The following is a 22245-nucleotide window of genomic DNA, read 5'->3' as shown; positions in this document are numbered from 1 at the left end:
CTCCTCTAATGTGGACCCGCCAGACCAAGCCAGCCGAAGGAGCAACGCCGGTGTCGTTCGACGTCGTCATCGAGATCCCCAAGGGTTCGCGCAACAAGTACGAAGTGGACCACGAGACCGGCCGCGTCAAGCTCGACCGGTACCTCTACACCTCGTTCGGATACCCCGCCGACTACGGCTTCTTCGAAGACACCCTCGGCGAGGACGGCGATCCCCTGGACGCGCTGGTGCTGCTGCCCGAGTCGGTGTTCCCGGGCTGCATCGTGGAGGCCCGTCCGGTCGCGATGTTCAAGATGACCGATGAGGCCGGCGGCGACGACAAGCTGCTGTGCGTGCCCGCAGGCGACCCGCGCTGGGATCACATCCAGGATCTGGCCGATGTGCCCCCGTTCGAGCTGGAAGCGATCAAGCACTTCTTCGTGCACTACAAGGACCTGGAGCCGGGCAAGTTCGTCAAGGCCGCCGATTGGGCGGGCCGCGAAGAGGCCGAGGCCGAGTTGCAGCGTTCGATCGAACGGTTCAAGAGCGCCGGTCACTGACGGGAATTGATTTAGCACCGCTGTAACACGCGGTAACCCGGGCGTGTCCTGGCCCTTTGATCATGGGTGTGTGCTACTCCATCAAGGAATCGGCCTGGACGTGTTCAACACGTTGCCCGAACGCAAGGCCGTGCACGCGCTCTACGAGTGTTGCAACAGCTACGCGATGGCCCGTGAACTGGCCCGGGGACGCGCCTACGGTGATCATGACGCCCTCTTCCGCCGCGCCGACGCGCTGCTGTTCGAACTCCCCGAAGCCGCCGTCGACCAGATTCTCGACACCTGCCCCGACGTCGGGCGCCGGCCGCGCAGTGCCAGGTCCGCGGCCGAACAGTGCTCGGTGTGGGACGACGACGCCGCGACGATGACCGAACTCGGCGCAGCATCGCGCCGCTACGTCGACCGCTACGGCTTCCCCTTCGTGATGTTCGTCGACGGGCACCGCGCCGGGGACGTGCGCAGCGCGCTCGCCGACCGAATGCACCACGACATCGAGATGGAACGCAAGATCCTGCGCAATGAGCTGGCCAAGATCGGGCGCAGCCGGCTGGAACGGATGCTGGGCCCCGAAGGCGGATACCACAACTGGTGAGCCCCACCCGGCGCATGATGTCGGGTATGGGAAACGTCGACGGCCACTTCGCCCCGGAATTCGCTGCGCTGGCCGAGACACTGGATCGTGCCATCGCCGCCGACGAGGAGTGCGGTGCCGCGATCGCCATCGATGTCGACGGCGAATCGGTGGTGGACATCTGGGGTGGGCACACCGATGCGGCCCGCACGACACCGTGGACGGCCGACACCATCGTCAATGTCTGGTCATCGACCAAGAACGTCACCGCGCTGGCCGGGCTGATGCTGATCGACCGCGGGCTGATCGAGGCGCACACCCCGGTGGCCGAGGTGTGGCCCGAATTCGCCGCGAACGGAAAGCAGCACATCGAGTTCCGCCACCTGCTCACCCATTCGTCGGGGTTGTCGGCGTGGGAGCAGCCCGTGACCACCGAGGACGTGCTCGACTGGGACAAGGCCACCTCGATGCTCGCGGCGCAGGCGCCGTGGTGGGAGCCCGGCACGGCCACCGGCTACCACGCACTCACCCACGGGCACCTGATCGGTGAGGTGCTGCGCCGGGTCACCGGCCGGACGCTGAAACGGTTCGTCGCCGAGGAGATCGCCGGGCCGCTGGGCGCGGACTTCCAGATCGGATCGGCGCCGCAGGACGACGGCCGCACCGCCGAGATCATCGCTCCCGCCGACCCCTTCGAGGGTATTCCGCCGATGGATCAGTGGACCGAGCAGATGTTCAAGACGTTCGCCGGACCGGCGCCCGACCCGCTGATCGCCAACACCGCGGCGTGGCGGGCGGCCGATGTCGGTGCCGCCAACGGACATACCAATGCGCGCGCCCTGACCAAGATCCTGTCGGCGATCTCGTTGGGCGGAACCGTCGATGGCGTGCAACTGCTGAGACCACAGACCGTGGAGCGCATCTTCGAGACCCAGATCGAGGGACCCGACCTGGTGCTCGCCGGGCATCACCTGCGCATGGGTCTCGGATTCGGTCTCCCGAGCCCCGCCATCGGATACATCCCGGACGGCAAGATCTGTTTCTGGGGCGGCTGGGGCGGGTCGTGGGAATCGATGAACCCGGACCGCCGCACCACCATCGCCTACGTGATGAACAAGATGGGCCCCGGGATCGAGGGCTCCGCGCGGACCGACCGTTACTTCCGGCTGATCTACGACGTGCTGGGCTGAACCACGTTGCACAGCGGCTCGTTTCGCACCAGCCTGCCGATATTGGCGGCGATGTCGTCGGATCTGCCCTCGAAGGTATCGGCGGTGACGCCGGAGGCGTGTGGAGTCATCAACACGTTCGGCAACTCGGCGAACGGCAGCTCACTCGGTGTGCACACCGCGCCGGTACCGTTCACGAGGTCGGGGTAGCGATACCAGACGTCGATGGCGGCGGCCCCGAGGCGACCGGTGAGCAGCGCGTCGTACAGCGCGTTCTCGTCGACGAGCGGGCCACGACCGACATTGATCAGCACACCGTCGGGCCCCAGCGCGCCGAGCTGGTTTCGGCTGATCATGCCCGCGGTCTCCCGCGTCAGCGGCGCCGACACCACCAGCACATCCGATTCGCGGGCGAGATCGTCGAGTCGGGACGCATCACCGGCCCAGGACAACCCCGCGCCGTCACGCACCCGCCCCGATCCGGTGACTGCAGCTCCCTGGCAACCCAAGGCGCTCAACAGCTTCCAGCTCTGCTGGCCGATATGGCCGAACCCGACGAAACCGATCCGGGCTCCGTGCAGGGTGGGCGGCTGGACGATGGTGTCGTCATACACCGAACTCGCCCACACATCTCTGCGCAGCGCGCGGTCCTGCTTGAGGAAGCCCCTGCGCAACATGACCGCGGCGGCCAGGATGAACTCGGCGATGGAGCGCTCATGGTGAAAAGTGTTGGCCACCAGAACGTCAGCACCGAGCGCCGCGAAGGCGACACGGTCGGTTCCTGCGCCGGCCACGTGCACCAGGCGTAGCTTCTCGGCCGTGGCCGCCATCTCCGCGGTGAAGCGGCCACCGACGAAGACCTGCGCGTCCCGCAGCCGATCCAGGCCGATATCGCCGGCCGCCCAGGTCACCGTGACCTCTGGCGGGAGGGCGGCCTCGAACCGGCGACGGTGCGGTACCAGGTTGCGATCGCAAACCAGAACTTTCATCGTCACGAGTTACGTTGCAGGCAGGGGCGTTTGCTGTCGAAACGCCAACCCGGGACCAGATACTGCATGGCGACGGCGTCGTCGCGGGCACCGAGTCCCTCCGTCAGGTACAGCTCGTGCGCGGCGGCCACCCGTTCCTCGTCGAGTTCGACACCGAGGCCGGGTGCGGCAGGCACGTCGAGATAGCCGTCCACGATCCGGTAGGGCTGCTTGGTGATGCGCTGCCCGTCCTGCCAGATCCAGTGGGTGTCGATGGCGGTGATATCGCCGGGGGCGGCCGCGGCCACCTGGGTGAACATCGCCAGCGAGACGTCGAAGTGGTTGTTGGAGTGCGATCCCCAGGTCAGCCCCCACGCGTCGCACAGCTGAGCGACGCGTACGGAACCACCCATGGTCCAGAAGTGCGGGTCGGCCAGCGGGATGTCGACGGCGCCGGAGCGGATGGCATGGCCCATCTCGCGCCAGTCGGTGGCGATCATGTTGGTGGCGGTCGGCAGGCCGGTGGCCCGCTTGAACTCCGCCATCACCTCACGGCCGGAGAAACCGCCCTCGGGTCCCACCGGATCCTCGGCATAGGCCAGCACGCCGGTCAGTTCACGACAGGTGGTGATGGCGTCGGCGAGCAGCCATCCACCGTTGGGGTCCAGGGTGATCCGGGCGTCGGGGAACCGGTCGGCCAGCGCGATGACGGCCTTGGATTCGTCCGCGGCGGGCAGCACACCGCCCTTGAGCTTGAAATCGCGGAAGCCGTATCGTTCGCGGGCGGCCTCGGCCAGTCGCACCACACCTTCGGGGGTCATCGCCTCCTCATGCCGGATCCGCAGCCAGTCGTCGGCCCCGAAATCCTCATCGGCGGGACTGCGGTAGGCCAGATCGGTGCGGTTGCGGTCACCGACGAAGAACAGATATCCCAGGGCCTGCACCCGGTCTCGCTGTTGCCCGTCGCCGAGCAGGGCCGCCACCGACACACCGAGATGCCGGCCGAGCAGGTCCAGCATCGCCGATTCCACCGCGGTCACCGCGTGCACCGTGATCCGCAGGTCGAAGGTCTGCGCGCCGCGGCCGCCGGAGTCACGGTCGGCGAAGGCGCGCCGGATGTCGGCGAGCACGGCGTTGTAGGCGCCGATTCCGCGTCCCTCGACCAGCGGTCGGGCGTCCTCAAGCGTGGCCTGGATGGCCGCACCGCCGGGCACCTCCCCGACACCGGTGTTGCCGTCGGAATCCTTGAGGATCACCAGGTTCCGGGTGAAGAAGGGGCCGTGCGCACCGCTGAGGTTCAACAGCATGCTGTCGTGGCCGGCGATGGGGACGACCCGCATCTCGGTGACGATAGGGGTCTGAACGCTCATGCTTGCCAGCCTATAAATCGCGGTTGATGCACGTCCAACACTGTTATCGCATCAATTGATCCAACACTGATATGGCCCACCTGGCCCGACACCCACATCAGCCGAACCACTTGTCACCGTTGGCGACAGGCCGCAGCACCCGGCTGACCTTGTCACCGACCGCGCACAGCGCCTCGACCAGTGCATGCTCACGTTCGGCCGTGAGCCGGGACAGCGGCACCGAGGCGCTGATGGCGTCCTGGGCCGGCCAGGTATAGCGCAGCGGCACCGCGAAACACCGCACGCCCGCGGTGTTCTCCTCGTCATCGGTGGCGTAGCCGCGGATCCGGACGGTCTCCAGCGCGTCGTCGAGTTCACGGTGACAGGTGATCGTGCGCGGTGTCAGCGCGACCAACTCGTCGGGTAGGTGACTGCGGCGCTCATCCCCCACCCGCTCGGCCAGCAGTGCCTTACCGAGTGCGGTGACGTGCGCGGGCAGCCGCCTGCCGACCCGGCTGGTGGATCGCCGGTACTGCCCGGACTCGCGGGTGGCCAGATAGACGATGTCGGTGCCGTCCAGGCGGCCCAGGTGGAAGGTCTCGCTCCACTCGGTGCGCAGGTCGTCCAGGAACGGCGCGATCATCGGCAGGTACGGATCCCCGTCGAGATAGCTGGTGCCCACCAGCAGGGCCCGGATGCCGATCCCGTACAGGGTTCCCGTTTCATCCGGTCCGGTGCCCTCGGCGCGCACCCAGCCCTTGGCCATCAGGGTGCGCAGCAGCGCATGGGCACTGCTGCGCGGCACGTCCAGCGCCTCGCTGATCTCGCGGATACGCGCGGGTTTGTCCTGCCGGGCGGCGAGATACTCCAGCAGTTCGACGGTTCGGACGGCCGATTTCACGCCTGCGCGCGCCGTGGATTCGCTCATAGCAGACCCGTCTGTTGGATGATGAGAACCACCGCGCCGATCATGGAGACCGTGATCGCGGTCCACCGCTGGCGAATCGGGTTGAGTATCCGGTTTGCGTAGCGGGACAACACATACCCCAGTACCGCAGCGGGTATCAGGACACCGAACATCGCCACGGTATGCCGGTCGATGGCTCCGGTCAGGGCGAGCATGGCGATCGACATCAACGAACCGATCAGGAAGAAGCTGCTCATGGTGGCCCGTAACTTCGGGCCCTCACTGCGCTGCCAGACCAGCGCCATCGGCGGACCACCGATGGATGTCGCGGTGCCCAGGACTCCCGAGGTCGCCCCGGCCAGCACCAGATTGCGCCGCCGCGGCGCGGGCACCCAACCGAGCCCGGTCACCGCGACTCCGCCGAGCACCACGAGCGCGATCAGGATCGCCAGCGTGTGTTCGGGAATTGCGGCGAGCAGCAGGGCCCCGGCGATCGTGCCGGGCACTCTCCCGAGCAGTGCCCACCCGGCGCCCGCCACGTCGATCGCGCCGCGTTCCTTGATCACCACCATCAGGGTGAGCAGGGTCGCCAGCATGATCAGCGTCCCCGGCACCAGAGCGGGATCCACCACGGCGACCACCGGGGCGGCCAGCATTCCCATGCCGAACCCGATGGAACCCTGCAGGCAGGACGCGAAGAGGACCGCGATCGCCACGACCGCGAATCCCAGGACGCTGGTCATTTCCCGTCGCTTCGCTCGCCCGCCATCACCCCGCTCACGCGTTGGACAATGCCGACTGCTGCTCTTCGATCCGGGGATGATGGCACTCGGCGGCGTGTCCGGGCACCAGCACATCCAGCGAGCGCGGCGGGCGCTGCTCGGCGCAGATGTCGGTGGCCGCGGCGCACCGGGTGCGGAACCGGCACCCCGACGGCGGGTTGAGCGGTGAGGGCACCTCGCCCTTGAGCAGGATGCGCTCGCCGCGCTGCTCGTCGCGCAGTTTCGGGGCCGCCGACATCAGCGCCGAGGTGTAGTGGTGGGACGCACGGTCGAACACGGCCTCGGTCGGCCCGTTTTCGATGATCCGGCCGAGATACATGACCGCCACCCGGTCGGCGACGTGGCGCACCACGGACAGGTCGTGCGAGATGAAGACGTAGGAGATCTTCAATTCCTGCTGCAGGTCGTTGAGCAGGTTGAGTACCTGTGCCTGCACCGAGAGGTCGAGCGCGGACACCGGCTCGTCACAGATGATGACCTCGGGGTCCAGCGCCAGCGCCCGCGCGATGCCGATGCGCTGGCGCTGACCGCCGGAGAACTCCTGCGGGTACTTGCCGAACGCCTTGGCGCCCAGGCCGACCAGGTCGAGCAGGCCGCGGACCCGCATGTCCCGGTCTGCCCGCGACGTGTACAGCGCCTTGTGGGTGCGCCACGGCTCGGCGATGATCTCGGCCGCGGTCATCCGGGAGTTCAGCGAGGCGTAGGGGTCCTGGAAGACCATCTGCACCCGGCGGCGGAACTTCAGCAGGTCCTTACCCTTGAGCCCGAACGGGTCGATACCGTCGAAGGTGACCGACCCGGAATCCGGACGTTCCAGCATCATCAGGGTGCGGGCCAGAGTGGACTTGCCGCAACCGGATTCGCCGACCAGGCCCAGGGTCTCACCGCGGGCCAGATCGAGGTTGATACCGTCGAGGGCGCGCAGCGTCTTGCCGCCGGACACCCGGAACGATTTGGTCAGGTCGCGAACCGACAGCACCTGGTCTGTCTCGTGGTTCTCAGACATTCGAAACCTCCCCGGGGAAATGGCAGGCGGACTTGCGCCGGCTGCCGACGTCGCGCAGACCCGGACGGGTGCTGCGGCAGATATCGCGGACCAGCGGGCAACGGTCCTGGTAGACGCAGCCGGGCGGGATCGAGTGCAGGTCCGGTGGCGAGCCGCCGATGGACTTCAGTTCCGCCCCGCGTACGGCGTCGACCGGCACCGAGTCCAGCAGGCCCTTGGTGTACGGGTGCTTCGGGTCGCCGAAAACCTGGGCAACCGAACCGGTTTCGACGATGCTGCCGGCATACATCACCGCGACCCGGTCGGCCTCCTCGGCGACCAGGGCGAGATCGTGGGTGATCAGCACGACGGCCATGTCGTATTCGGTGCGCAGGCTCTTGAGCAGCGCCATGATCTGCGCCTGCACCGTGACGTCCAGCGCGGTTGTCGGCTCGTCGGCGATCAGCACCTTGGGGTTGAGCGCGACGGCCATCGCGATGAGCAGGCGCTGCCGCATACCGCCGGAGAACTGATGCGGGTAGGCCTTCATCCGCTCTTCCGGCTGTGGGATACCCACGCGCGTCATGAGTTCCATGGCCCGGCGTTTGGCTTCCTTGGCCTTCATGCCGTGGTGGATGCGGAACGGCTCGGCGAGCTGGGTGCCGACGGTGTAGAGCGGGTTGAGTGCCGTCAGCGCGTCCTGGAAGACGATCGCGAGTTCGGGTCCGGCCATCTCACGGCGCTTCTTGCGATCCGCGGTGATCAGATCGGTGTCACCGATGCGGGCCGATCCGTCGACCACCTGGGCGACCGGTTCCAGCAGGCCGACCAACGCGGTGGCTGTCATCGACTTGCCGCAGCCGGATTCCCCGAGCAGCGCCAGCGTCTCACCGCTACGGGCGGCGAAGCTGACGTGGTCGACGGCGCGGACCGTACCGGCGATGGTGCGGATGTCGACGGTGAGATCGTGCACCCGCAAGGCCGGGTCGGCGTCCGTCTGGTCCACGGGCGGATGTTCGGCTACAGCAGTCATCTAGAGAGCCTTTCCGGACTTGGCGAAGCGGGACAGTCGCTTCTGCGGAACAGTCAGCCGCCACCGCTGGGCGGGATCGGTGGCGATACGTGCCCAGGCCGCCAGGATGGTGGCCGAAACCGTGGTGATGACGATGGCCAGGCCCGGCAGGAAGGACAACCACCACGCGGTGTGCAGGTAGGTGCGGCCCTGGGCGACCATCAGGCCCCAGCTGACATCCGGGGGCTGAATTCCGATGCCCAGGAAGCTCAGCGAGCTCTCGGCCAGCATCACGTAACAGAAGTCCAGGGTTGCCACCGTCAACAGCGTGGGCAGCACGATGGGCAGCACATGCCGGGTGATGATCGAGGTGCCGCTGGCGCCGAAGGTGCGGGCCGCGTCGACGAACACCCGGGTGGACAGCTCGGCGGACTCGGCGCGGGCGGTGCGCAGATAGACCGGGATACGGGTGATCGCCAGCACCGCAACGATATTGGCCGCACTCGGGGAGAACACGTAGAGCACGACAACGGCGAGCAACAGCGACGGGAAGCTCATGATGACGTCGGCGATCCGCATCGCCACGGTCTCGCGCCATCCACGGTAGTAGCCCGCCCACATGCCGATGACGGATCCGACGACGGCCGAGATCACCACGGCGGGAATGGCCACCGACAGGGTGGTCTGGCAGGCGACGATGAGTCGGGCCAGCATGCTGCGTCCCAACGGGTCGGTGCCCAGCACGTTGGCCCAGCCGTGGGCGAGGGTGAAGGGCGCCTGGTTGGAGTTGTCCAGGTCGATGTCGGTGGCCAGATCGCCGACCAGCATCGGACCGAACAACGCGGTCAGTGCGACGACGCCGAGGACGGTCGCCGCGACGGCCGCCACGCGGTCGTTGACCAGCATCCGGAACCACACCGAGCGACCGGAGGTCTTGCGCGATCCCGGCTCTCCGACGATGGCGGTGGTCGGCTTGACCGGCACCAGATCGATTTGAGTCATCTTGATCTTTCCTTAGACCTTGGCCGGTTCCCGAACGCGTGCGTCGAGCAACGCGTAGCAGGCATCGATGGCGATGTTGAGGATGAAGATGCTGACAGCGGTGAGCAGCACCGCTGCCTGCAGCACCGCGAAGTCGCGTTGCAGGATGGCGTCGATCATCAGCTTGCCGATACCGGGCCAGCCGAAGATGGCCTCCACGACCACGGCGCCGTTGATCAGGCCGACGGCAAGGTCACCGGCGACGGTGAGTGCGGGAGCGGCGGCGTTGCGCAGCGCGTGGTGGGTGACGACGCGGAAATCACTGGCGCCCTTGCTGCGTGCCAGCCGAACGTAGGGAGCCGACAGCGCCGACACCATGGCGCCGCGCACCACCTGCGTCAGCACACCGAGTGGGCGGATCATCAGGGTGGCGATCGGCAGGATCCAGGACAGCATCCCTGCGTCGGTGCCCGAGGTGGGCAGCCAGCCCATCAGCACCGAGAACAGCCAGACACCGGTGATGGCGAACCAGAAGTCGGGGATCGATGCCGCGGTCATGGACAGCAGGCTGGAGAACCGGTCGGCCAGCGAGTTTGGCCGGTAGGCGGCCCAGCAGCCGATGACGACGGCGCCGATGATGGCGAGCAGCATGGTCACAAAGGCCAACTGCAGGGTGGCAGGGAAGGCGCGCAGCGCCATCTCGGAGGCGGATTCGCCGGTGCGCAGCGAGGTTCCGAAGTCGAGGTGGATGATGCCCTTGAAGTAGTCGACCAGCTGGATGATCAGCGGGTCGTTGAATCCGTTGGCGTCGGCGAAGGCCTGGCGCTGATCGGGTGTCGCGGACTCGGGCAGGTACAGATTGGTGGGATCGCCGGTGAGCCTGGCGAGCAGGAACGCCCCCAGCAGCACGATCACCAACGGTAGTGCGCTGGTGTACATCCGGCGTCGGACGAAGGAGAACATAACGGGCGGGACCCTTCAGGAGAGGATGTTGACTGTCAGGACTGGTCGGTGCGGTCGGAAGCGGCGGGCGTCATGGTGGCCAGCAACATCTCGTCACCGGTCGCCGGGTTCGGTACGTAGTCGACGCGCGGGGACTTGCCGAGGATCCCCCGCATGTGGGCGATATAGGCGAACTGCAGGATCTCCTCCGGTTCGTCGGCGAAGATCTGGGCGTAGGCCTGCTGGCGCTGCTCTCCGGTGAGCCTGCCGGCCGCGGCGATCTGCTCATCGAAAGCTGGTGTACCGAAGGCACTCTGGGCACCGTCGGAGCGCATGTACTGATCGACGGAGAAGGCCGCGTCACCGGCCTGGTTGCCGTGCTGGATCAACGCCAGGAACGGTCCGGCATCGGCCGGGAACGGCTGCAGCTGGTACTCCAGTTGGGCCGCGGTGTCCATCATCTCGATCTTGACGTTGAGCCCGGCGTCGGCCAGTTCGCTCTGGATCACCTCGACCGTCTCGGTGACGCCCGGGAACTGACTGTTGCGGCCGATCAAGCGGATCTGGCGGTCCACCGGTACCCCGTCGGCCCGCGCCTCGTCGACGAGTTGGCGGGCCCTTTCCGGGTCGTGTGGCCACAACTCCAGATCGGAGTTGAAACCGACGACCCCCTCGGGGATCAGCTGGGCCGCAGGCTCGCCCAGCCCGCGGAACAACGCCTTCACGATGCCGGTGCGGTTGACCGAATAGTTGATGGCCTGACGTACCCGCATATCGTTCAGCGGCGCCTCGGTCCCGGTGATACGCAGCGCGGTGGTCTCGTTGTTCTGGAACGGCACACCGAGGTCTCCGGCCCCATCCTCGGGTCCGAGCCCGGTCGCGATGTCCACCTCGTCGTTGGTGAGCATCGCGGCGCGCACACTTCCCTCACTGCGCCACTTGTATTCGGCGCGCGCGAAGGCCGGCGGGGTTCCCCAATAGGTGGGGTTGCGCGCCAGGGTGAGCTTCTGACCGTAGTCCCAGCGTTCGATCGCGTACGGCCCGGTGCCGATGGGCTCACGGACCTTCTCGGTCATGCTGGTGGTCACCGGCACCATCTCGACAAACGAAATCCGCAGCGGCAGAATCGGATCGGGATCAGTGGTGCCGACGACGACGGTGCGCTCATCGGGGGTCTGCAGAGTCAGAACCTCGTCACCGAAGACGTAGCCGTCGACATTGCACTGCAGATCGGAGTTGACCGCGCGGTCGATGGAGAACGCAGCGTCGGCGGAGGTGAACGGCGCGCCGTTGGAGAAGGTCACACCGTCGCGCAGGGTGAAGGTCCACTCGTTGGGCGACGTCTGCTCCCACTCGGTGGCCAACAACGGCAGCAGATCGCCGGTGGTGGAATCACGCTCGGCCAGCGGCTCGGTGATGTTGGAGCGGGTCACGATGCCGGTCGAGGTCAGCGAGCCCTCGCACGGCTCCAGCGTGGGCGGCTCCTGGGGAAGCACGATCCGCAGGGTGTCGGGGTCATAACCACCGCCGCCGGTATTGGCGACGCTGCATCCGGCGGCCAGCACGGCTGCGCTGGTGAGAAGAGCGAGCCGGCGCAGCGAGGCTCGGGCAACTGTCGCGGCCATCGGGACCTCCAGATCAAGGATGTGGGCTGAACTACCTGCGATCATCGGCAGTGACGTCTACGTATGTGGACATCACCTGTGACGGTAGACACACCGTAGGAGCGGCTCTCGGACAGCGTCAACCGCCCGAAATGGGGCGCTGAGCGGTGCCTGCGGCTCGGCCGACGCCGCAGATGGGTCGGGGAAAGTGCCGTTGAGCTGCGATTTTCGTTCGACAGGCGAGGCTTTGATACCCGGGACGGGCGCAGGATTGCCTAGTCATGCGGGTTCTGCATCAACCCATGCTATTTCCGTGTTGGACAGGTATCCGCAGGTCTCAATACCGTACGTAGTGAGCAGCGAAGGAGCAGCCATGCCCGATACAGCCAACATCCTGCAGGTCGGCCCCCTCAAGCCGTCCCTGGCCGAGACCCTGCGCACCCGTTACCGGGCGCAGATCCTCCCCGACGATGCCGCTGCGCGGGCGGAGTTCCTCGCCGGTTCCGGCGCCGACATCACCGCCGTCGTCACCTCCGGGCGCACCGGCGTGGACGCTGCGCTGATGGCCGAGTTGCCCCGCCTCGGGGCGGTGGTGAACTTCGGCGTCGGCTACGACACCACCGATGTCGAGGCCGCCGAAGCTCGGGGCGTCGGGGTGAGTAACACCCCCGACGTCCTGACAGACTGCGTCGCCGACACGGCGGTGGGCCTGTTGATCGACACCATGCGCCAGTTCTCCGCTGCCGACCGCTACGTGCGAGCCGGCCGGTGGTCGGCCGGCGGCAACTACCCGCTGACCCGGCAGGTGAGCAACACCCGGGTGGGGATCATCGGGCTGGGCCGCATCGGTGGCGCAATCGCCAAGCGGCTCAGCGCGTTCGGATGCACGATCAGCTACCACAACCGCCGCGAGGTCACCGACTCCGCGTACACCTATGTCGGGTCGCCGGCCGAACTCGCGCAGCGGGTCGACGTGCTGGTGGTCGCCGCGGCCGGCGGCAGCAGCACCAAGAAGCTGGTCGACGCCGCGGTCCTCGACGCGCTGGGGGCCGACGGCTATCTGATCAACATCGCCCGCGGCAGCGTCGTCGACGAGGTTGCCCTGGTGGCGGCGCTGCGCGACGGCCGACTGGCCGGCGCCGGGCTCGACGTGTTCGCCGACGAGCCCAACGTCCCTTCCGAGTTGCTCGGGCTGGACAACGTGGTGCTGCTCCCCCATGTCGGCAGCGGCACCGTGCAGACCCGCGCGGCGATGGAGGACCTCACGCTGCGCAACCTCGACGAGTTCCTGGCCACCGGCAGGTTGGTCACCCCGGTGCTGCAGCCCGGCGCACGCGTCTAAACGATCACCTGTTCCACCAGGTCATCTGTCGTCCACTCGCGGGGCGGCAGCACATCGCGCAGCAGCCTCAGCAGGGCCGGGTTGGTGCTGTCCCCGCGCCACGCGGCGTCGAGTTCGACCGGGCGTTCCCGGAACGCCCCGATGGTCCGGAACACCACCCCCTCGGGGTGCAGCGTCGCCGCCGAGGCCGGGACCAGCGCGATCCCGATCCCGGAACGCACGAGCACCAGCATGGTGTGCACCTGGGTGACGAACTGCACGAACCGCGGCGTCGCGCCGGCGATGGTGAACGTGCTGATCAGGAGCTCGTTGAAATACCGCGCCTGCACCGGCGAGTACATCACAAAGTCCTGGCCGTCGAGATCGTTGAGGGTGAGCTGACGTGCCTGCTCGGTGAGCGGGTGCCCGGCGGGCAGCGCGGCCACCAACTGCTCGTGCAGCAACGGACGGGACACGATGCCGGGCCGCTTCAAGGGTGGCCGCGCCATCCCGAGGTCGATCTCGCCGCTCATCAGCGCCTCGATCTGCACCGATGAAACCATCTCGCGCAGTTCGAGTTTCACATCCGGAAGGATGCTGCGCGTCTGCTCGAGCAGGCGCGGCAGCACCGCATGCGCAGAGGCCGCGGTGAATCCGACCACCACCGTGCCCAGGTCACCCGCCGGTACCCGGCGCACGGTGAGCGCGGCGCTCTCGGCCAGCGCCACGATGCGGCGCGCGTCGGGCAGGAAGGCCACTCCGGCCGGGGTCAGGGTCACCGAGCGGGTGGTCCGGTCGATGAGCTGCACGCCGAGTTCGGTTTCCAGCTGCTGGATCTGGCGACTCAGCGGGGGCTGGGTCATGTGCAGACGCTCGGCGGCGCGGCCGAAATGCAGTTCCTCGGCGACGGCGATGAAACAGGACAGCCGGGCCAGTGAGAACATCCATGCACTCCTCGTATCACCGCACCGATGCGGGACGTCAGCAGTGCATCAGTCTAGCTCGCGGCCGGCGCGAAGGACTCCAACTCGTATTTGTGGTGGAAGGCGCGCAACTGTTCATAGCGGTACCGGTTGTAGGCCATCGGTTCCAGCAGTGCCCACTTCGGCAACCACCGCCGCGCAGCCCGGATGCCGGCCCGGTAGCAGGCGAATTCGAGCTGCTTTCGCGAGTTCCAGCCGCTGCCCAGCAATTCCATCATCTTCGGGTGGGTGGTCGACTCCGCGCAGATACGGGCCGGCCGGGCCAGGACCGGGGCCGCCAACCGCCAGGCCGGCGCGATGGCCCGGTGCAGCCAGCGCGGGCCGAACAACGTCGGCACCGGCGGCGCGCCGAACTGGTCCGCGGCCCAGAGCAGGAACGGATTGACCGCCAGTTCGGTGGCCGCGATCTCGTCGTAGTAGGCCTGCATCTCGGCCACCGTCGGCGGCACATCGGATGCGGTGCTCGGCAACCCGAAATCGGCCATAGCGCACACAGTTCGATACACGACCTCGCGTTGCTCGGCGGTCAGGTCCTTACCGTAGACCGCGACGTAGCCGGCGTAGAAGATGTTCAGCGATGTGGTGCCGACCCATTTCCACAGTGCGGGATCCAGCGCGCTGAAACGTTCGCCCTCGAAATCGCCTGTGCCGACACCGCGAACCGCCCCGTGTTTCGACTTCAGCCGGTCCTGGGCGGCGTGGCGGTCGGCGTCATCGCCGAAGGCCAGCGGGCCGTTCCACAGATAGCTGTTCAGCCCACGGTCGGTGAAGTTCGAGGCGAAGCGCCCACTGGCATCGACGGCGGCGGCGACCTTGCGGTAGGCCACCTGGTCGAGCGCCAGCCGCCCGAACAAACCGAACGCCAACGGCATCCCCATCCACCAGCGCACGTCGGCGGCCAGCTCGTGATGCGGCTGCCCGGGCTCCCAGGGCTTCGGAGCTGCCGTGGTCGTTTCGATTGCGGTGCCGGTCATCTGATCTCCCATCGCAAAACAGGAAACACCTGTGTGCAGATTGAGGAAACCAGCCCGATATGCGCTGTGTCAAGATGGTTCGATGGTCACCCGGCGGTATGGAGGGCAGACCGCCGATGACCGGATCGCCGAACGACGCGCCCGGTTGCTCGCCGCCGGACTGGAACTGATGGGCACCCGCGGTATCGCGGGCACCACGGTGCGCGGCGTCACCGAGGCCTCGGGGGTTGCGGCACGCTACTTCTACGAGAGTTTCCCCGACATCGAGGCGCTGCATCTGGCCGTCTACGACATGGTCGTCGAGGAGAGCGCGCGCCGGTCGGTCACTGCGCTGGCCGAAGCGCCCGATGACGGCCTCGCGAGAACCCGCGCGGTGCTGGCCGAACTGGTCGACCTGATTCTCGCTGACCCACGCAAGGGCCGGATCCTGGTGCTGGAGGCCACCGCATCGCCGGCGCTGGGCCGGCGCAGCCTGCAGGAATCCAGCCGGTTCGCCGGCATGCTGGCATCCACGGCATCCAGTGGCGACCCGAGCCTGCCCACCGACGATCTACCCACCGACCTGCGTCTGGTCTCGCAGTTCCTGGTCGGCGGCGTCATCAGCACCATCGGCGCGGTGCTGCTCGGCGATGTCGAGGTCGACCGCGAGCACCTGGTGGAGGTGCTGGTGCGACTGTTCGAGGCGGTGCGCGCACCGGCCGCACGGCAACCACGAGATGACGACTGACGGAGAGACACCGGACGACTGCGCGTCACCTGCGGGCAAGGTCGGCATCTGACACTGCGGCGTGTCGACGAATCTCAGCCGCCGGGCGCTGCTCGGCGGGGCCCTGGCCGTCGCGGCGGTTCCGCTGGTCGGCTTCGGCCGGCCCGGTTTGCCCGGCGACCCGTTCACCCTCGGGGTGGCCTCCGGTGAACCCGTCCCCGATGGCGTGGTGATCTGGACGCGACTGGCGCCGGTCCCGCTGGCCGATGACGGCCACGGCGGAATGCCCTGGCGGACGGTCGATCTCGAGTGGGAGATCGCCACCGACGACCGCTTCCGCGGTGTCGAACAGCGCGGGATCGCGGTGGCCGCACCGGAATCGGCGCACTCGGTGCGCATCGAGCTCGCCGGCCTGCGTCCGGGCACCGAGTACTTCTACCGGTTTCGCACCGGTGGGTACCTGTCGGCAACCGGGCGGACCCGCACGGCACCGGAGCCCGGCGCGCTGGCGCCCCTGACGATGTGTGTCGCGTCGTGCTCGAACTATGAACAGGGCTGGTTCACCGGCTACCGACGACTCGCCGAGGACCACCCGGATCTCGTGGTGCACCTGGGTGACTACCAGTACGAGTACGCCGGCCGTGACGGCGGTGTGCGCAGACACATAGGACCGGAAACCGTCACGCTGGCCCACTACCGCCAGCGGTTCGCGCAGTACAAGACCGATCCCGATCTGCAGGCCGCACACGCCGCAGCACCATGGCTGGTGGTGTTCGACGACCACGAACTGGACAACAACTGGGCCGCCGATACGCCCGAGGAACCGCAACCGGGCTTCACGGCGAGGCGCGCCGCGGCGATGCAGGCCTACTACGAGAACATGCCGCTGCGGGCCCCGGCACGGCCGCAGGGAGCCGCGATGCAGCTCTACCGGCGCGTGCAGTGGGGCGCGCTGGCGACCTTTCACATGCTCGACACCCGTCAGTACCGGACCGATCAGGCCTGCGGCGATGCGTATGACGCCGACTGTCCCGAGCTCGACTCCGCGGGGCGCACCCTGACGGGTCCCGCTCAGGAACGCTGGCTGCTCGACGGCCTGCGGGATTCGCGGGCCCGCTGGGACATCCTGGGCCAGCAGGTGTTCTTCGCTCCACTGGATGTGGTGGCGGGACCGCGACGCGGCGTCAACGCCGACGCGTGGGACGGTTACGCAGCCGGCCGCGACCGGCTCACCGCCGGGCTGGCCGGTGCGCGCAACCCCGTCGTGCTGACCGGCGATGTGCACTCGCACTGGGCCGCGGAGATCAGCGATCCCCGGTCAGGGCCGGTGGCAACGGAATTGGTGACGACATCGATCTCGTCGGGCGGAGACGGTTCGGACTCCCGCTCTGATGTGGACGTGATCCTTCCGGAGAATCCGCACATCAAATATTTCAGCAACCGCCGGGGCTACGTCCGCACCCGCATCACGGCCGACGAACTGCGAGCCGACTTCCGGACGCTACCGTTCGTCACCCGTCCCGATGCGCCGGCACGCACGGATGCGACGTTCGTCATCGCCGACCGTGCCCCGGTCCTCACGTGAGCTTGATGGCCGCGATCTTCATCCGACGCACGGATTCCTCCCACTCGGCCAGGGTGGGATACGCCCCGCCGCGGAAGGCCATCCCCATCTGCCGTTGCGCCTTCTTCGGGCTGTAGGACCTGGCAATCTGGTCGGCGATGCCGGCGACGGTGGCGGGTTCGGTGATGAGTTCGCCGCGCATGGTGCTGGTCTTGCCGCGGTAGGACACCTGCGCGTCGGCGCCGTCGCGGAAGTTGTACTTCCACTGCGCCTCCAGCACGACATAGAGGGCACCGTCGAGCGCATGCGCGCTCACCGGCGTCGCATACCGCTTCCCGGTCTTACGACCGGTGAAGGCCACCAGCATGAAATCGCCGACGAAGCCGCCCAATGGGGTCTTGAGGGCAACCTTGAGCACCCGGTTGACGGCGTTGAGCAGCAACTGCGGTGGGTGGGCGACGTCAACTGCCGACTGGTCTTCCATCCACCCACCGTAGCGGGGTGAGCGAAGCGACGGGAGAAGTGCAGCGCCTACCAGCGTGGGCTGACCAGTTCGAAGCTCGGGTCGACGGTCCGCATGTAACCGGTGTCATCACGATCCCGGATCCCACAACGCAGGTACTGCTCGTGCAGTGCGGCCAGCGAGTCCTCGTCGATCTCGACGCCCAGGCCCGGCGTGGTGGGCACCGGGACGGAGCCGTCCACGAAGCGCAGCGCACCGTCCTTGACGACCTCTTCGGTCTTCCACGGCCAGTGCGTATCACAGGCGTAGCTGAGATTCGGTGTCGCGCCGGCCAGGTGCACCATGGCGGCAAGGCTGATGCCCAGATGCGAGTTGGAATGCATGGACAGGCCGAGACCGAACGTTTCGCAGATCCCGGCGAGCAGCCGGGATCGCTGCAGACCGCCCCAGTAATGATGATCGGAGAGAACCACTTTCACCGAGCCCTTGGCCACGGCGGGTGCCAGCTGATCGAACGCTACGACGCACATGTTGGTGGCGAGTGGAAGCGGCGACTCACTGGCCACGGAGGCCATCCCGTCCAGGCCCGGCGTCGGATCCTCCAGATACTGCAGGATGCCTGCCAGTCCGGAGGCCACCTTCACCGAGGTCTGCGGGGTCCAGGCGGCGTTGGGATCCAGCCGCAGCGGCATGCCGGGGAATGCTTCGGCCAGTGCCTCGATGGCCGCCATCTCCTCCTCGGGAGGGAACACCCCGCCCTTGAGTTTGATTGCGGTGAAACCGTATTCGTCGATGATGCACCGCGCCTGGGCCACCAGGCCGGCCGGATCGAGGGCTTCGCCGAAGCGATCGGGCTCCCGGCCGGGGTGGGCGGCCCATTTGTAGAACAGGTAGGCGCTGAACGGGACCGCATCGCGGACCTTGCCGCCGAGCAGATCCGATACCGGCCGGCCCAGGGTGTGACCCTGCACATCGAGGCAGGCCACCTCGAAGGGCGAGAACACCTGGTCCACCGCGCTGGCCGTGGTGATCATGCCCGCCGTGCCGACGGCGGCGTCATCACCGGCCAGCCGGACGGCGATCGCGGACCGGATCTCGTTGAGCGCGAACACATCCAAACCGGTGATCGCCACGGCTGCGGCGTTCAGCCTGGCCAGATGGCGGGTGTCCGCGTAGGTCTCGCCGAGGCCCACCAGGCCCGCATCGGTATCCAGCTGGATGATCGCGCGCAGCGCGTAGGGCTGGTGCACCCCGACCGTGTTGAGCAACGGCGGGTCGACGAACGCGACCGGGGTGATGCGGGCTCCGGTGATCCTGATCGGCGCCATGATCAGCGGGCCTCGCTCAACGAGGCGGCCAGCACCGCACGTCCGGCGGCGATGATCGAGTTCAGCTGGGCCAGGTCATCGGCGTGCGGCATCACCAGCGGCGGACGCACCGGACCTGCAGGCACACCCTCCATCGTCACGCCGGCCTTGACCAGCGAGACGGCGTAGCCGGGAACGGTGTCGCGTAGCTGCACCAGCGGGATGAAGAAGGCGTTGAGCAGCGCGTTGGTCAGCTCGGTGTTGCCGGATTCCAGCGAGTTGTAGAACGCCAGCGCCAGGTCGGGCGCGAAGGCGAACGTCGCCGACGAGTACAGCGGCACGCCGATGGCGCGGAACGCGAGCTGGGTGGTCTCGGCGGTGGGCAGACCGTTGAAGAACAGGAAGTCGGGGTCGACCTCGCTCTTCACCGCGGCCACGATGCGCGCGACCTGATCGAAATTGCCGGTGCCGTCCTTGAATCCGATGACATTGGAGATCTTGGCGACGGCGACGGCGGAGGCCTCGGTGAACTTCGCGTTGTTGCGGTTGTAGACGATGACCGGCAGTTCGGTCGCCCCGGCGACGGCGGCGACGAAGTCGACAAGACCGGGCTGCGGTACCTCGACGAGGTAGGGCGGCAGCAGCAGCAGGCCGTCGGCGCCGGCTTCCTGCGCGGTGACGGCGAAGCGCTTGGCCTGGGCCACCGAGCCACCCGCACCGGCGTACACCGGGACGCGGCCGGCGACGACCTTGACCGCGGTGGTGACGATATCGCGGAACTCGTCCTCGTCGATGGCGTGGAATTCGCCGGTGCCGCAGGCGATGAAGATCCCGCCGGGGCCGGCCTCCAGACCCTTGGTCAGGTGGGCGGCCAGGGCTTCGAGATCGACCGCACCGGATTCGGTGAAGGGCGTGACGGGAAAGAACAGGACGCCGTCAAAGTTCGGACGCATGGGCGGGCCTTTCGAGTGTGGTGTGGGTGTGTGTCAGTCTTGGGAGAGTCGGCCGTCGATGCGACGCCAGATCTGCTCGGGGTTTCCGTCGGCAATGGCGCTGGGCAGCAAGGCCTTCGGGACGTCCTGGTAGGCGACCGGACGCAGGAAGCGCTCGATGGCGCGGGCCCCGACCGAGGTGGTCCGGGAATCCGAGGTGGCCGGGAACGGGCCACCGTGCACCATGGCGTGGCACACCTCGACACCGGTCGGCCAGCCGTTGAACAGAATCCGGCCCGCCTTGAGTTCGAGCAGCGGCAGCAACTCTCGTGCGGCGTCGCCATCGGAGTCATCGGCGTGCACGGTCGCAGTCAGCTGACCCTCGATGCCCTGGGCGACAACGGCAACCTCCGCCGCGTCGGCGCAGCGTACGATCAGGCTCGACGCCCCGAACACCTCGGCCTGCAGGTCCTCCGACGCCAGGAAGCTCTTCGCATCGGTGGTGAAAAGTGCTGCTTGGCCGCAGGTTTCACTTCCTTCGACGCCGCGTGCGACCAGCTCGGCGGCGGCCGCGAGCGACTCCACGCCGGACGCGTAGCTGCCGGCGATGTTCGGCGTGAGCATCGGGGTGGCGGGGGCGGCCGAGACGGCCTCCCTGGCTGCGGCGACGAAGGCGTCCAGGCCGGGTCCGTCGACGGCGATGACCAGGCCCGGGTTGGTGCAGAACTGGCCCGAGCCCATGGTGAGCGAGCCGATGAACGCCTTGCCGAGTTCGGCGCCGCGGGTGCTCAGCGCCCCGTCGAGCAGGAACACCGGGTTGATCGAGCTCATCTCGGCGTAGACCGGGATGGGTTCGGGGCGGGCCGCGGCCGCGGCTACCAGAGCCGTTCCGCCGGTGCGGGATCCGGTGAAGCCGACGGCCTTGATCCGCGGATCGGTGACCAGCGCGATGCCCAGCTTCTGGCCGGTGCCGAACAGCAGCGAGAACGTCCCGGCGGGCAGCCCGCTCTCGGCGACGGCCTCGGTGATGGCGCGCGCCACGATCTCGGAGGTGCCGGGGTGCGCGTCGTGACCCTTGACGACCACGGGGCACCCGGCGGCCAGGGCCGAGGCGGTGTCACCGCCGGCGACGGAGAACGCCAGTGGGAAGTTCGAGGCGCTGAACACGGCGACCGGGCCGAGCGGGATGAAACGCTGACGGATGTCGGGGCGGGGCAGCGGCGCACGGTCGGGCAGTGCGTTGTCGATGCGGGCGCCGTTCCAGCTGCCCTCGCGCAGCACTTCGGCGAACAGCCGGAGCTGGCCGGTGGTGCGCCCGACCTCGCCGGTGATGCGGGCCTGGGGTAGACCGCTCTCGGCGACGGCGCGGGCGATCAGGGTTTCCTTGACCGCTTCGATGCGCGCGGCGATGGCCTCCAGAAACTGGGCGCGCTGCTCGGACGTGGTGGCCCGGTAGACCGGGAACGCGGCGGCGGCCGCGGCGGCGGCGGCCTCGACATCGGCGCTGTCGCCGTGCCGGTAGGCCGGTTCGAGCGGTTGACCGGCGGCGGGGTCGAATCCGCGGATCTCGGCACCGGTTCCGCTGACGGGCGATCCCGCGATGATCATCTGTCCGGTCAGCTGATGGGCGAGGGTGGCAGTCATGGCTCTAACGCTAAGACGCCGATCCATTCATGTCCAAGACCGATTCAGTGCCAACTAATGCAGTGCATGAATCAATCTGACGGCCCCGCGCTAAGCGCAGATTCGGCTGCGCTGCTCGAGAACCGCCAGCACGGTACGGCCGATCTCAGCCAGGTCCAGCGGTGTGGCGCTCGGCGGTGACGCGACGCCCACCAGCGTGACGCCGTCGGCCACCCCGGCGGTCTCGATATCGGCGATCAGACCGGCCAGCCCGCGCACGGTGCCCGCGTAGCGCACACCGCGGACGGACTCGTCGGTGCCGAACGAGGCACAGGCGGCGCGCACATCCCCGGCGACCGCGACCGTGACGTCCAGGATCACCGCCACATCGCCGTCGTCATCGCGGAGCCGGGCACGGGCCCGGCGGGCTTGCTGCAGGTCGTCGGCGGCCACCCGGACCACCGGCTCGGGACCGCAGGTCAGTTCACTCCACGCTTCATCCGCCACGAATAACCGCACCCCGCCACGCTACGAAGAGGGGCACGACCCGCCCACGGTTGCGA

At 67.9% G+C, this 22245-nt stretch carries 22 protein-coding genes; 6 read left to right on the top strand and 16 right to left on the bottom strand.

Annotated features, from left to right (window positions below; all coding sequences use genetic code 11):
- Nucleotides 1–50: 50 nt before the first annotated feature.
- From EXE63_RS18305 to EXE63_RS18295, 3 genes are all read left to right on the top strand, one after another.
- The gene (locus EXE63_RS18305; RefSeq protein WP_168143079.1) at nucleotides 51–539 is read left to right on the top strand and encodes an inorganic diphosphatase; all 489 of its coding nucleotides are present in this window, start codon (nucleotides 51–53) and stop codon (nucleotides 537–539) included.
- 70 nt (nucleotides 540–609) lie between these two features.
- Nucleotides 610–1131, top strand: a complete 522-nt coding sequence (locus EXE63_RS18300) for a 2-oxo-4-hydroxy-4-carboxy-5-ureidoimidazoline decarboxylase (protein ID WP_168143078.1) — start codon at nucleotides 610–612, stop codon at nucleotides 1129–1131.
- A gap of 26 nt (nucleotides 1132–1157) precedes the next feature.
- Entirely contained in the window at nucleotides 1158–2300 is a 1143-nt protein-coding gene (locus EXE63_RS18295; protein ID WP_168143077.1) for a serine hydrolase domain-containing protein, read from the top strand.
- Here EXE63_RS18295 and EXE63_RS18290 read toward each other — a convergent pair.
- The 9 genes from EXE63_RS18290 to EXE63_RS18250 form a co-directional block, all read right to left on the bottom strand.
- Nucleotides 2282–3268 (bottom strand): 2-hydroxyacid dehydrogenase, encoded by a 987-nt coding sequence (locus EXE63_RS18290; protein WP_168143076.1) that lies wholly within the window; start codon nucleotides 3266–3268, stop codon nucleotides 2282–2284. The genes EXE63_RS18295 and EXE63_RS18290 overlap by 19 nt on opposite strands.
- A 2-nt stretch (nucleotides 3269–3270) precedes the next feature.
- Nucleotides 3271–4617: an enolase C-terminal domain-like protein gene (locus EXE63_RS18285; RefSeq protein WP_168143075.1), complete on the bottom strand. Its 1347-nt coding sequence runs from the start codon at nucleotides 4615–4617 to the stop codon at nucleotides 3271–3273.
- A 97-nt stretch (nucleotides 4618–4714) separates the two neighbouring features.
- Nucleotides 4715–5524: an IclR family transcriptional regulator gene (locus EXE63_RS18280; protein ID WP_168143074.1), complete on the bottom strand. Its 810-nt coding sequence runs from the start codon at nucleotides 5522–5524 to the stop codon at nucleotides 4715–4717.
- Entirely contained in the window at nucleotides 5521–6246 is a 726-nt protein-coding gene (locus EXE63_RS18275; protein WP_168143073.1) for a sulfite exporter TauE/SafE family protein, read from the bottom strand. The genes EXE63_RS18280 and EXE63_RS18275 overlap by 4 nt, the downstream gene beginning before the upstream one ends.
- Before the next feature lie 34 nt (nucleotides 6247–6280).
- Nucleotides 6281–7291, bottom strand: coding sequence for an ABC transporter ATP-binding protein (locus tag EXE63_RS18270; protein WP_168143072.1), 1011 nt, complete (start codon nucleotides 7289–7291; stop codon nucleotides 6281–6283).
- Nucleotides 7284–8303 carry an ABC transporter ATP-binding protein gene (locus EXE63_RS18265; RefSeq protein WP_168143071.1) on the bottom strand — a complete coding sequence of 340 codons (1020 nt, stop codon included), beginning with the start codon at nucleotides 8301–8303 and terminating at the stop codon, nucleotides 7284–7286. Before EXE63_RS18265 ends, EXE63_RS18270 begins: the two co-directional genes overlap by 8 nt.
- Complete coding sequence (locus EXE63_RS18260) at nucleotides 8304–9284, bottom strand: ABC transporter permease (protein WP_168143070.1); 981 nt, start codon at nucleotides 9282–9284, stop codon at nucleotides 8304–8306.
- A gap of 12 nt (nucleotides 9285–9296) precedes the next feature.
- Entirely contained in the window at nucleotides 9297–10226 is a 930-nt protein-coding gene (locus EXE63_RS18255; protein WP_168143069.1) for an ABC transporter permease, read from the bottom strand.
- A gap of 35 nt (nucleotides 10227–10261) precedes the next feature.
- Nucleotides 10262–11830, bottom strand: coding sequence for an ABC transporter substrate-binding protein (locus EXE63_RS18250; RefSeq protein ID WP_168143068.1), 1569 nt, complete (start codon nucleotides 11828–11830; stop codon nucleotides 10262–10264).
- Nucleotides 11831–12182: 352 nt separating this feature from the next.
- Between EXE63_RS18250 and EXE63_RS18245 the strand changes: the two genes are divergently transcribed.
- Nucleotides 12183–13151, top strand: coding sequence for a 2-hydroxyacid dehydrogenase (locus EXE63_RS18245; protein WP_168143067.1), 969 nt, complete (start codon nucleotides 12183–12185; stop codon nucleotides 13149–13151).
- On the opposite strand, the gene EXE63_RS18240 is transcribed toward EXE63_RS18245, so the two are convergent.
- Nucleotides 13148–14074 carry a LysR family transcriptional regulator gene (locus EXE63_RS18240; protein WP_168143066.1) on the bottom strand — a complete coding sequence of 309 codons (927 nt, stop codon included), beginning with the start codon at nucleotides 14072–14074 and terminating at the stop codon, nucleotides 13148–13150. The genes EXE63_RS18245 and EXE63_RS18240 overlap by 4 nt on opposite strands.
- Before the next feature lie 53 nt (nucleotides 14075–14127).
- Nucleotides 14128–15087, bottom strand: coding sequence for an oxygenase MpaB family protein (locus tag EXE63_RS18235; RefSeq protein ID WP_234904178.1), 960 nt, complete (start codon nucleotides 15085–15087; stop codon nucleotides 14128–14130).
- Between the two features lie 82 nt (nucleotides 15088–15169).
- On the opposite strand from EXE63_RS18235, the gene EXE63_RS18230 reads away from it, so the two are divergent.
- The gene (locus EXE63_RS18230) at nucleotides 15170–15814 is read left to right on the top strand and encodes a TetR/AcrR family transcriptional regulator (RefSeq protein ID WP_168143065.1); all 645 of its coding nucleotides are present in this window, start codon (nucleotides 15170–15172) and stop codon (nucleotides 15812–15814) included.
- A gap of 61 nt (nucleotides 15815–15875) precedes the next feature.
- Nucleotides 15876–17378 carry an alkaline phosphatase D family protein gene (locus tag EXE63_RS18225; RefSeq protein WP_168143064.1) on the top strand — a complete coding sequence of 501 codons (1503 nt, stop codon included), beginning with the start codon at nucleotides 15876–15878 and terminating at the stop codon, nucleotides 17376–17378.
- Here EXE63_RS18225 and EXE63_RS18220 read toward each other — a convergent pair.
- The 5 genes from EXE63_RS18220 to EXE63_RS18200 form a co-directional block, all read right to left on the bottom strand.
- Nucleotides 17371–17841 carry a PNPOx family protein gene (locus EXE63_RS18220; protein WP_168143063.1) on the bottom strand — a complete coding sequence of 157 codons (471 nt, stop codon included), beginning with the start codon at nucleotides 17839–17841 and terminating at the stop codon, nucleotides 17371–17373. The two genes, EXE63_RS18225 and EXE63_RS18220, sit on opposite strands and share 8 nt — an antisense overlap.
- A 47-nt stretch (nucleotides 17842–17888) precedes the next feature.
- On the bottom strand, nucleotides 17889–19148 hold the full coding sequence (locus tag EXE63_RS18215; RefSeq protein ID WP_168143062.1) for a glucarate dehydratase family protein: 1260 nt from the start codon (nucleotides 19146–19148) through the stop codon (nucleotides 17889–17891).
- A 2-nt stretch (nucleotides 19149–19150) separates the two neighbouring features.
- Nucleotides 19151–20080 carry a 5-dehydro-4-deoxyglucarate dehydratase gene (locus tag EXE63_RS18210; protein ID WP_168143061.1) on the bottom strand — a complete coding sequence of 310 codons (930 nt, stop codon included), beginning with the start codon at nucleotides 20078–20080 and terminating at the stop codon, nucleotides 19151–19153.
- Nucleotides 20081–20113: 33 nt separating this feature from the next.
- Nucleotides 20114–21703: an aldehyde dehydrogenase (NADP(+)) gene (locus EXE63_RS18205; RefSeq protein WP_168143060.1), complete on the bottom strand. Its 1590-nt coding sequence runs from the start codon at nucleotides 21701–21703 to the stop codon at nucleotides 20114–20116.
- Between the two features lie 90 nt (nucleotides 21704–21793).
- On the bottom strand, nucleotides 21794–22201 hold the full coding sequence (locus EXE63_RS18200; RefSeq protein ID WP_209999734.1) for a hypothetical protein: 408 nt from the start codon (nucleotides 22199–22201) through the stop codon (nucleotides 21794–21796).
- Nucleotides 22202–22245: the final 44 nt, after the last annotated feature.

Source organism: Mycolicibacterium frederiksbergense (assembly GCF_012223425.1).
GTDB lineage: Bacteria > Actinomycetota > Actinomycetes > Mycobacteriales > Mycobacteriaceae > Mycobacterium > Mycobacterium frederiksbergense.
The sequence above is the reverse complement of the archived record's forward strand: the minus strand, read 5'-3'. Positions and strand labels throughout refer to the sequence as shown.

What these genes read in the sequence shown, in the direction of transcription:
- EXE63_RS18205 (WP_168143060.1), bottom strand. Translation starts at nt 21,703, where the DNA reads ATGACTGCCACCCTCGCCCATCAGCTGACCGGACAGATGATCATCGCG.
- EXE63_RS18280 (WP_168143074.1), bottom strand. Translation starts at nt 5,524, where the DNA reads ATGAGCGAATCCACGGCGCGCGCAGGCGTGAAATCGGCCGTCCGAACC.
- EXE63_RS18230 (WP_168143065.1), top strand. Translation starts at nt 15,170, where the DNA reads ATGGTCACCCGGCGGTATGGAGGGCAGACCGCCGATGACCGGATCGCC.
- EXE63_RS18235 (WP_234904178.1), bottom strand. Translation starts at nt 15,087, where the DNA reads ATGACCGGCACCGCAATCGAAACGACCACGGCAGCTCCGAAGCCCTGG.
- EXE63_RS18240 (WP_168143066.1), bottom strand. Translation starts at nt 14,074, where the DNA reads ATGTTCTCACTGGCCCGGCTGTCCTGTTTCATCGCCGTCGCCGAGGAA.
- EXE63_RS18250 (WP_168143068.1), bottom strand. Translation starts at nt 11,830, where the DNA reads ATGGCCGCGACAGTTGCCCGAGCCTCGCTGCGCCGGCTCGCTCTTCTC.
- EXE63_RS18295 (WP_168143077.1), top strand. Translation starts at nt 1,158, where the DNA reads ATGGGAAACGTCGACGGCCACTTCGCCCCGGAATTCGCTGCGCTGGCC.
- EXE63_RS18260 (WP_168143070.1), bottom strand. Translation starts at nt 9,284, where the DNA reads ATGACTCAAATCGATCTGGTGCCGGTCAAGCCGACCACCGCCATCGTC.
- EXE63_RS18270 (WP_168143072.1), bottom strand. Translation starts at nt 7,291, where the DNA reads ATGTCTGAGAACCACGAGACAGACCAGGTGCTGTCGGTTCGCGACCTG.
- EXE63_RS18265 (WP_168143071.1), bottom strand. Translation starts at nt 8,303, where the DNA reads ATGACTGCTGTAGCCGAACATCCGCCCGTGGACCAGACGGACGCCGAC.
- EXE63_RS18220 (WP_168143063.1), bottom strand. Translation starts at nt 17,841, where the DNA reads ATGGAAGACCAGTCGGCAGTTGACGTCGCCCACCCACCGCAGTTGCTG.
- EXE63_RS18285 (WP_168143075.1), bottom strand. Translation starts at nt 4,617, where the DNA reads ATGAGCGTTCAGACCCCTATCGTCACCGAGATGCGGGTCGTCCCCATC.
- EXE63_RS18210 (WP_168143061.1), bottom strand. Translation starts at nt 20,080, where the DNA reads ATGCGTCCGAACTTTGACGGCGTCCTGTTCTTTCCCGTCACGCCCTTC.
- EXE63_RS18290 (WP_168143076.1), bottom strand. Translation starts at nt 3,268, where the DNA reads ATGAAAGTTCTGGTTTGCGATCGCAACCTGGTACCGCACCGTCGCCGG.
- EXE63_RS18275 (WP_168143073.1), bottom strand. Translation starts at nt 6,246, where the DNA reads ATGACCAGCGTCCTGGGATTCGCGGTCGTGGCGATCGCGGTCCTCTTC.
- EXE63_RS18245 (WP_168143067.1), top strand. Translation starts at nt 12,183, where the DNA reads ATGCCCGATACAGCCAACATCCTGCAGGTCGGCCCCCTCAAGCCGTCC.
- EXE63_RS18215 (WP_168143062.1), bottom strand. Translation starts at nt 19,148, where the DNA reads ATGGCGCCGATCAGGATCACCGGAGCCCGCATCACCCCGGTCGCGTTC.
- EXE63_RS18255 (WP_168143069.1), bottom strand. Translation starts at nt 10,226, where the DNA reads ATGTTCTCCTTCGTCCGACGCCGGATGTACACCAGCGCACTACCGTTG.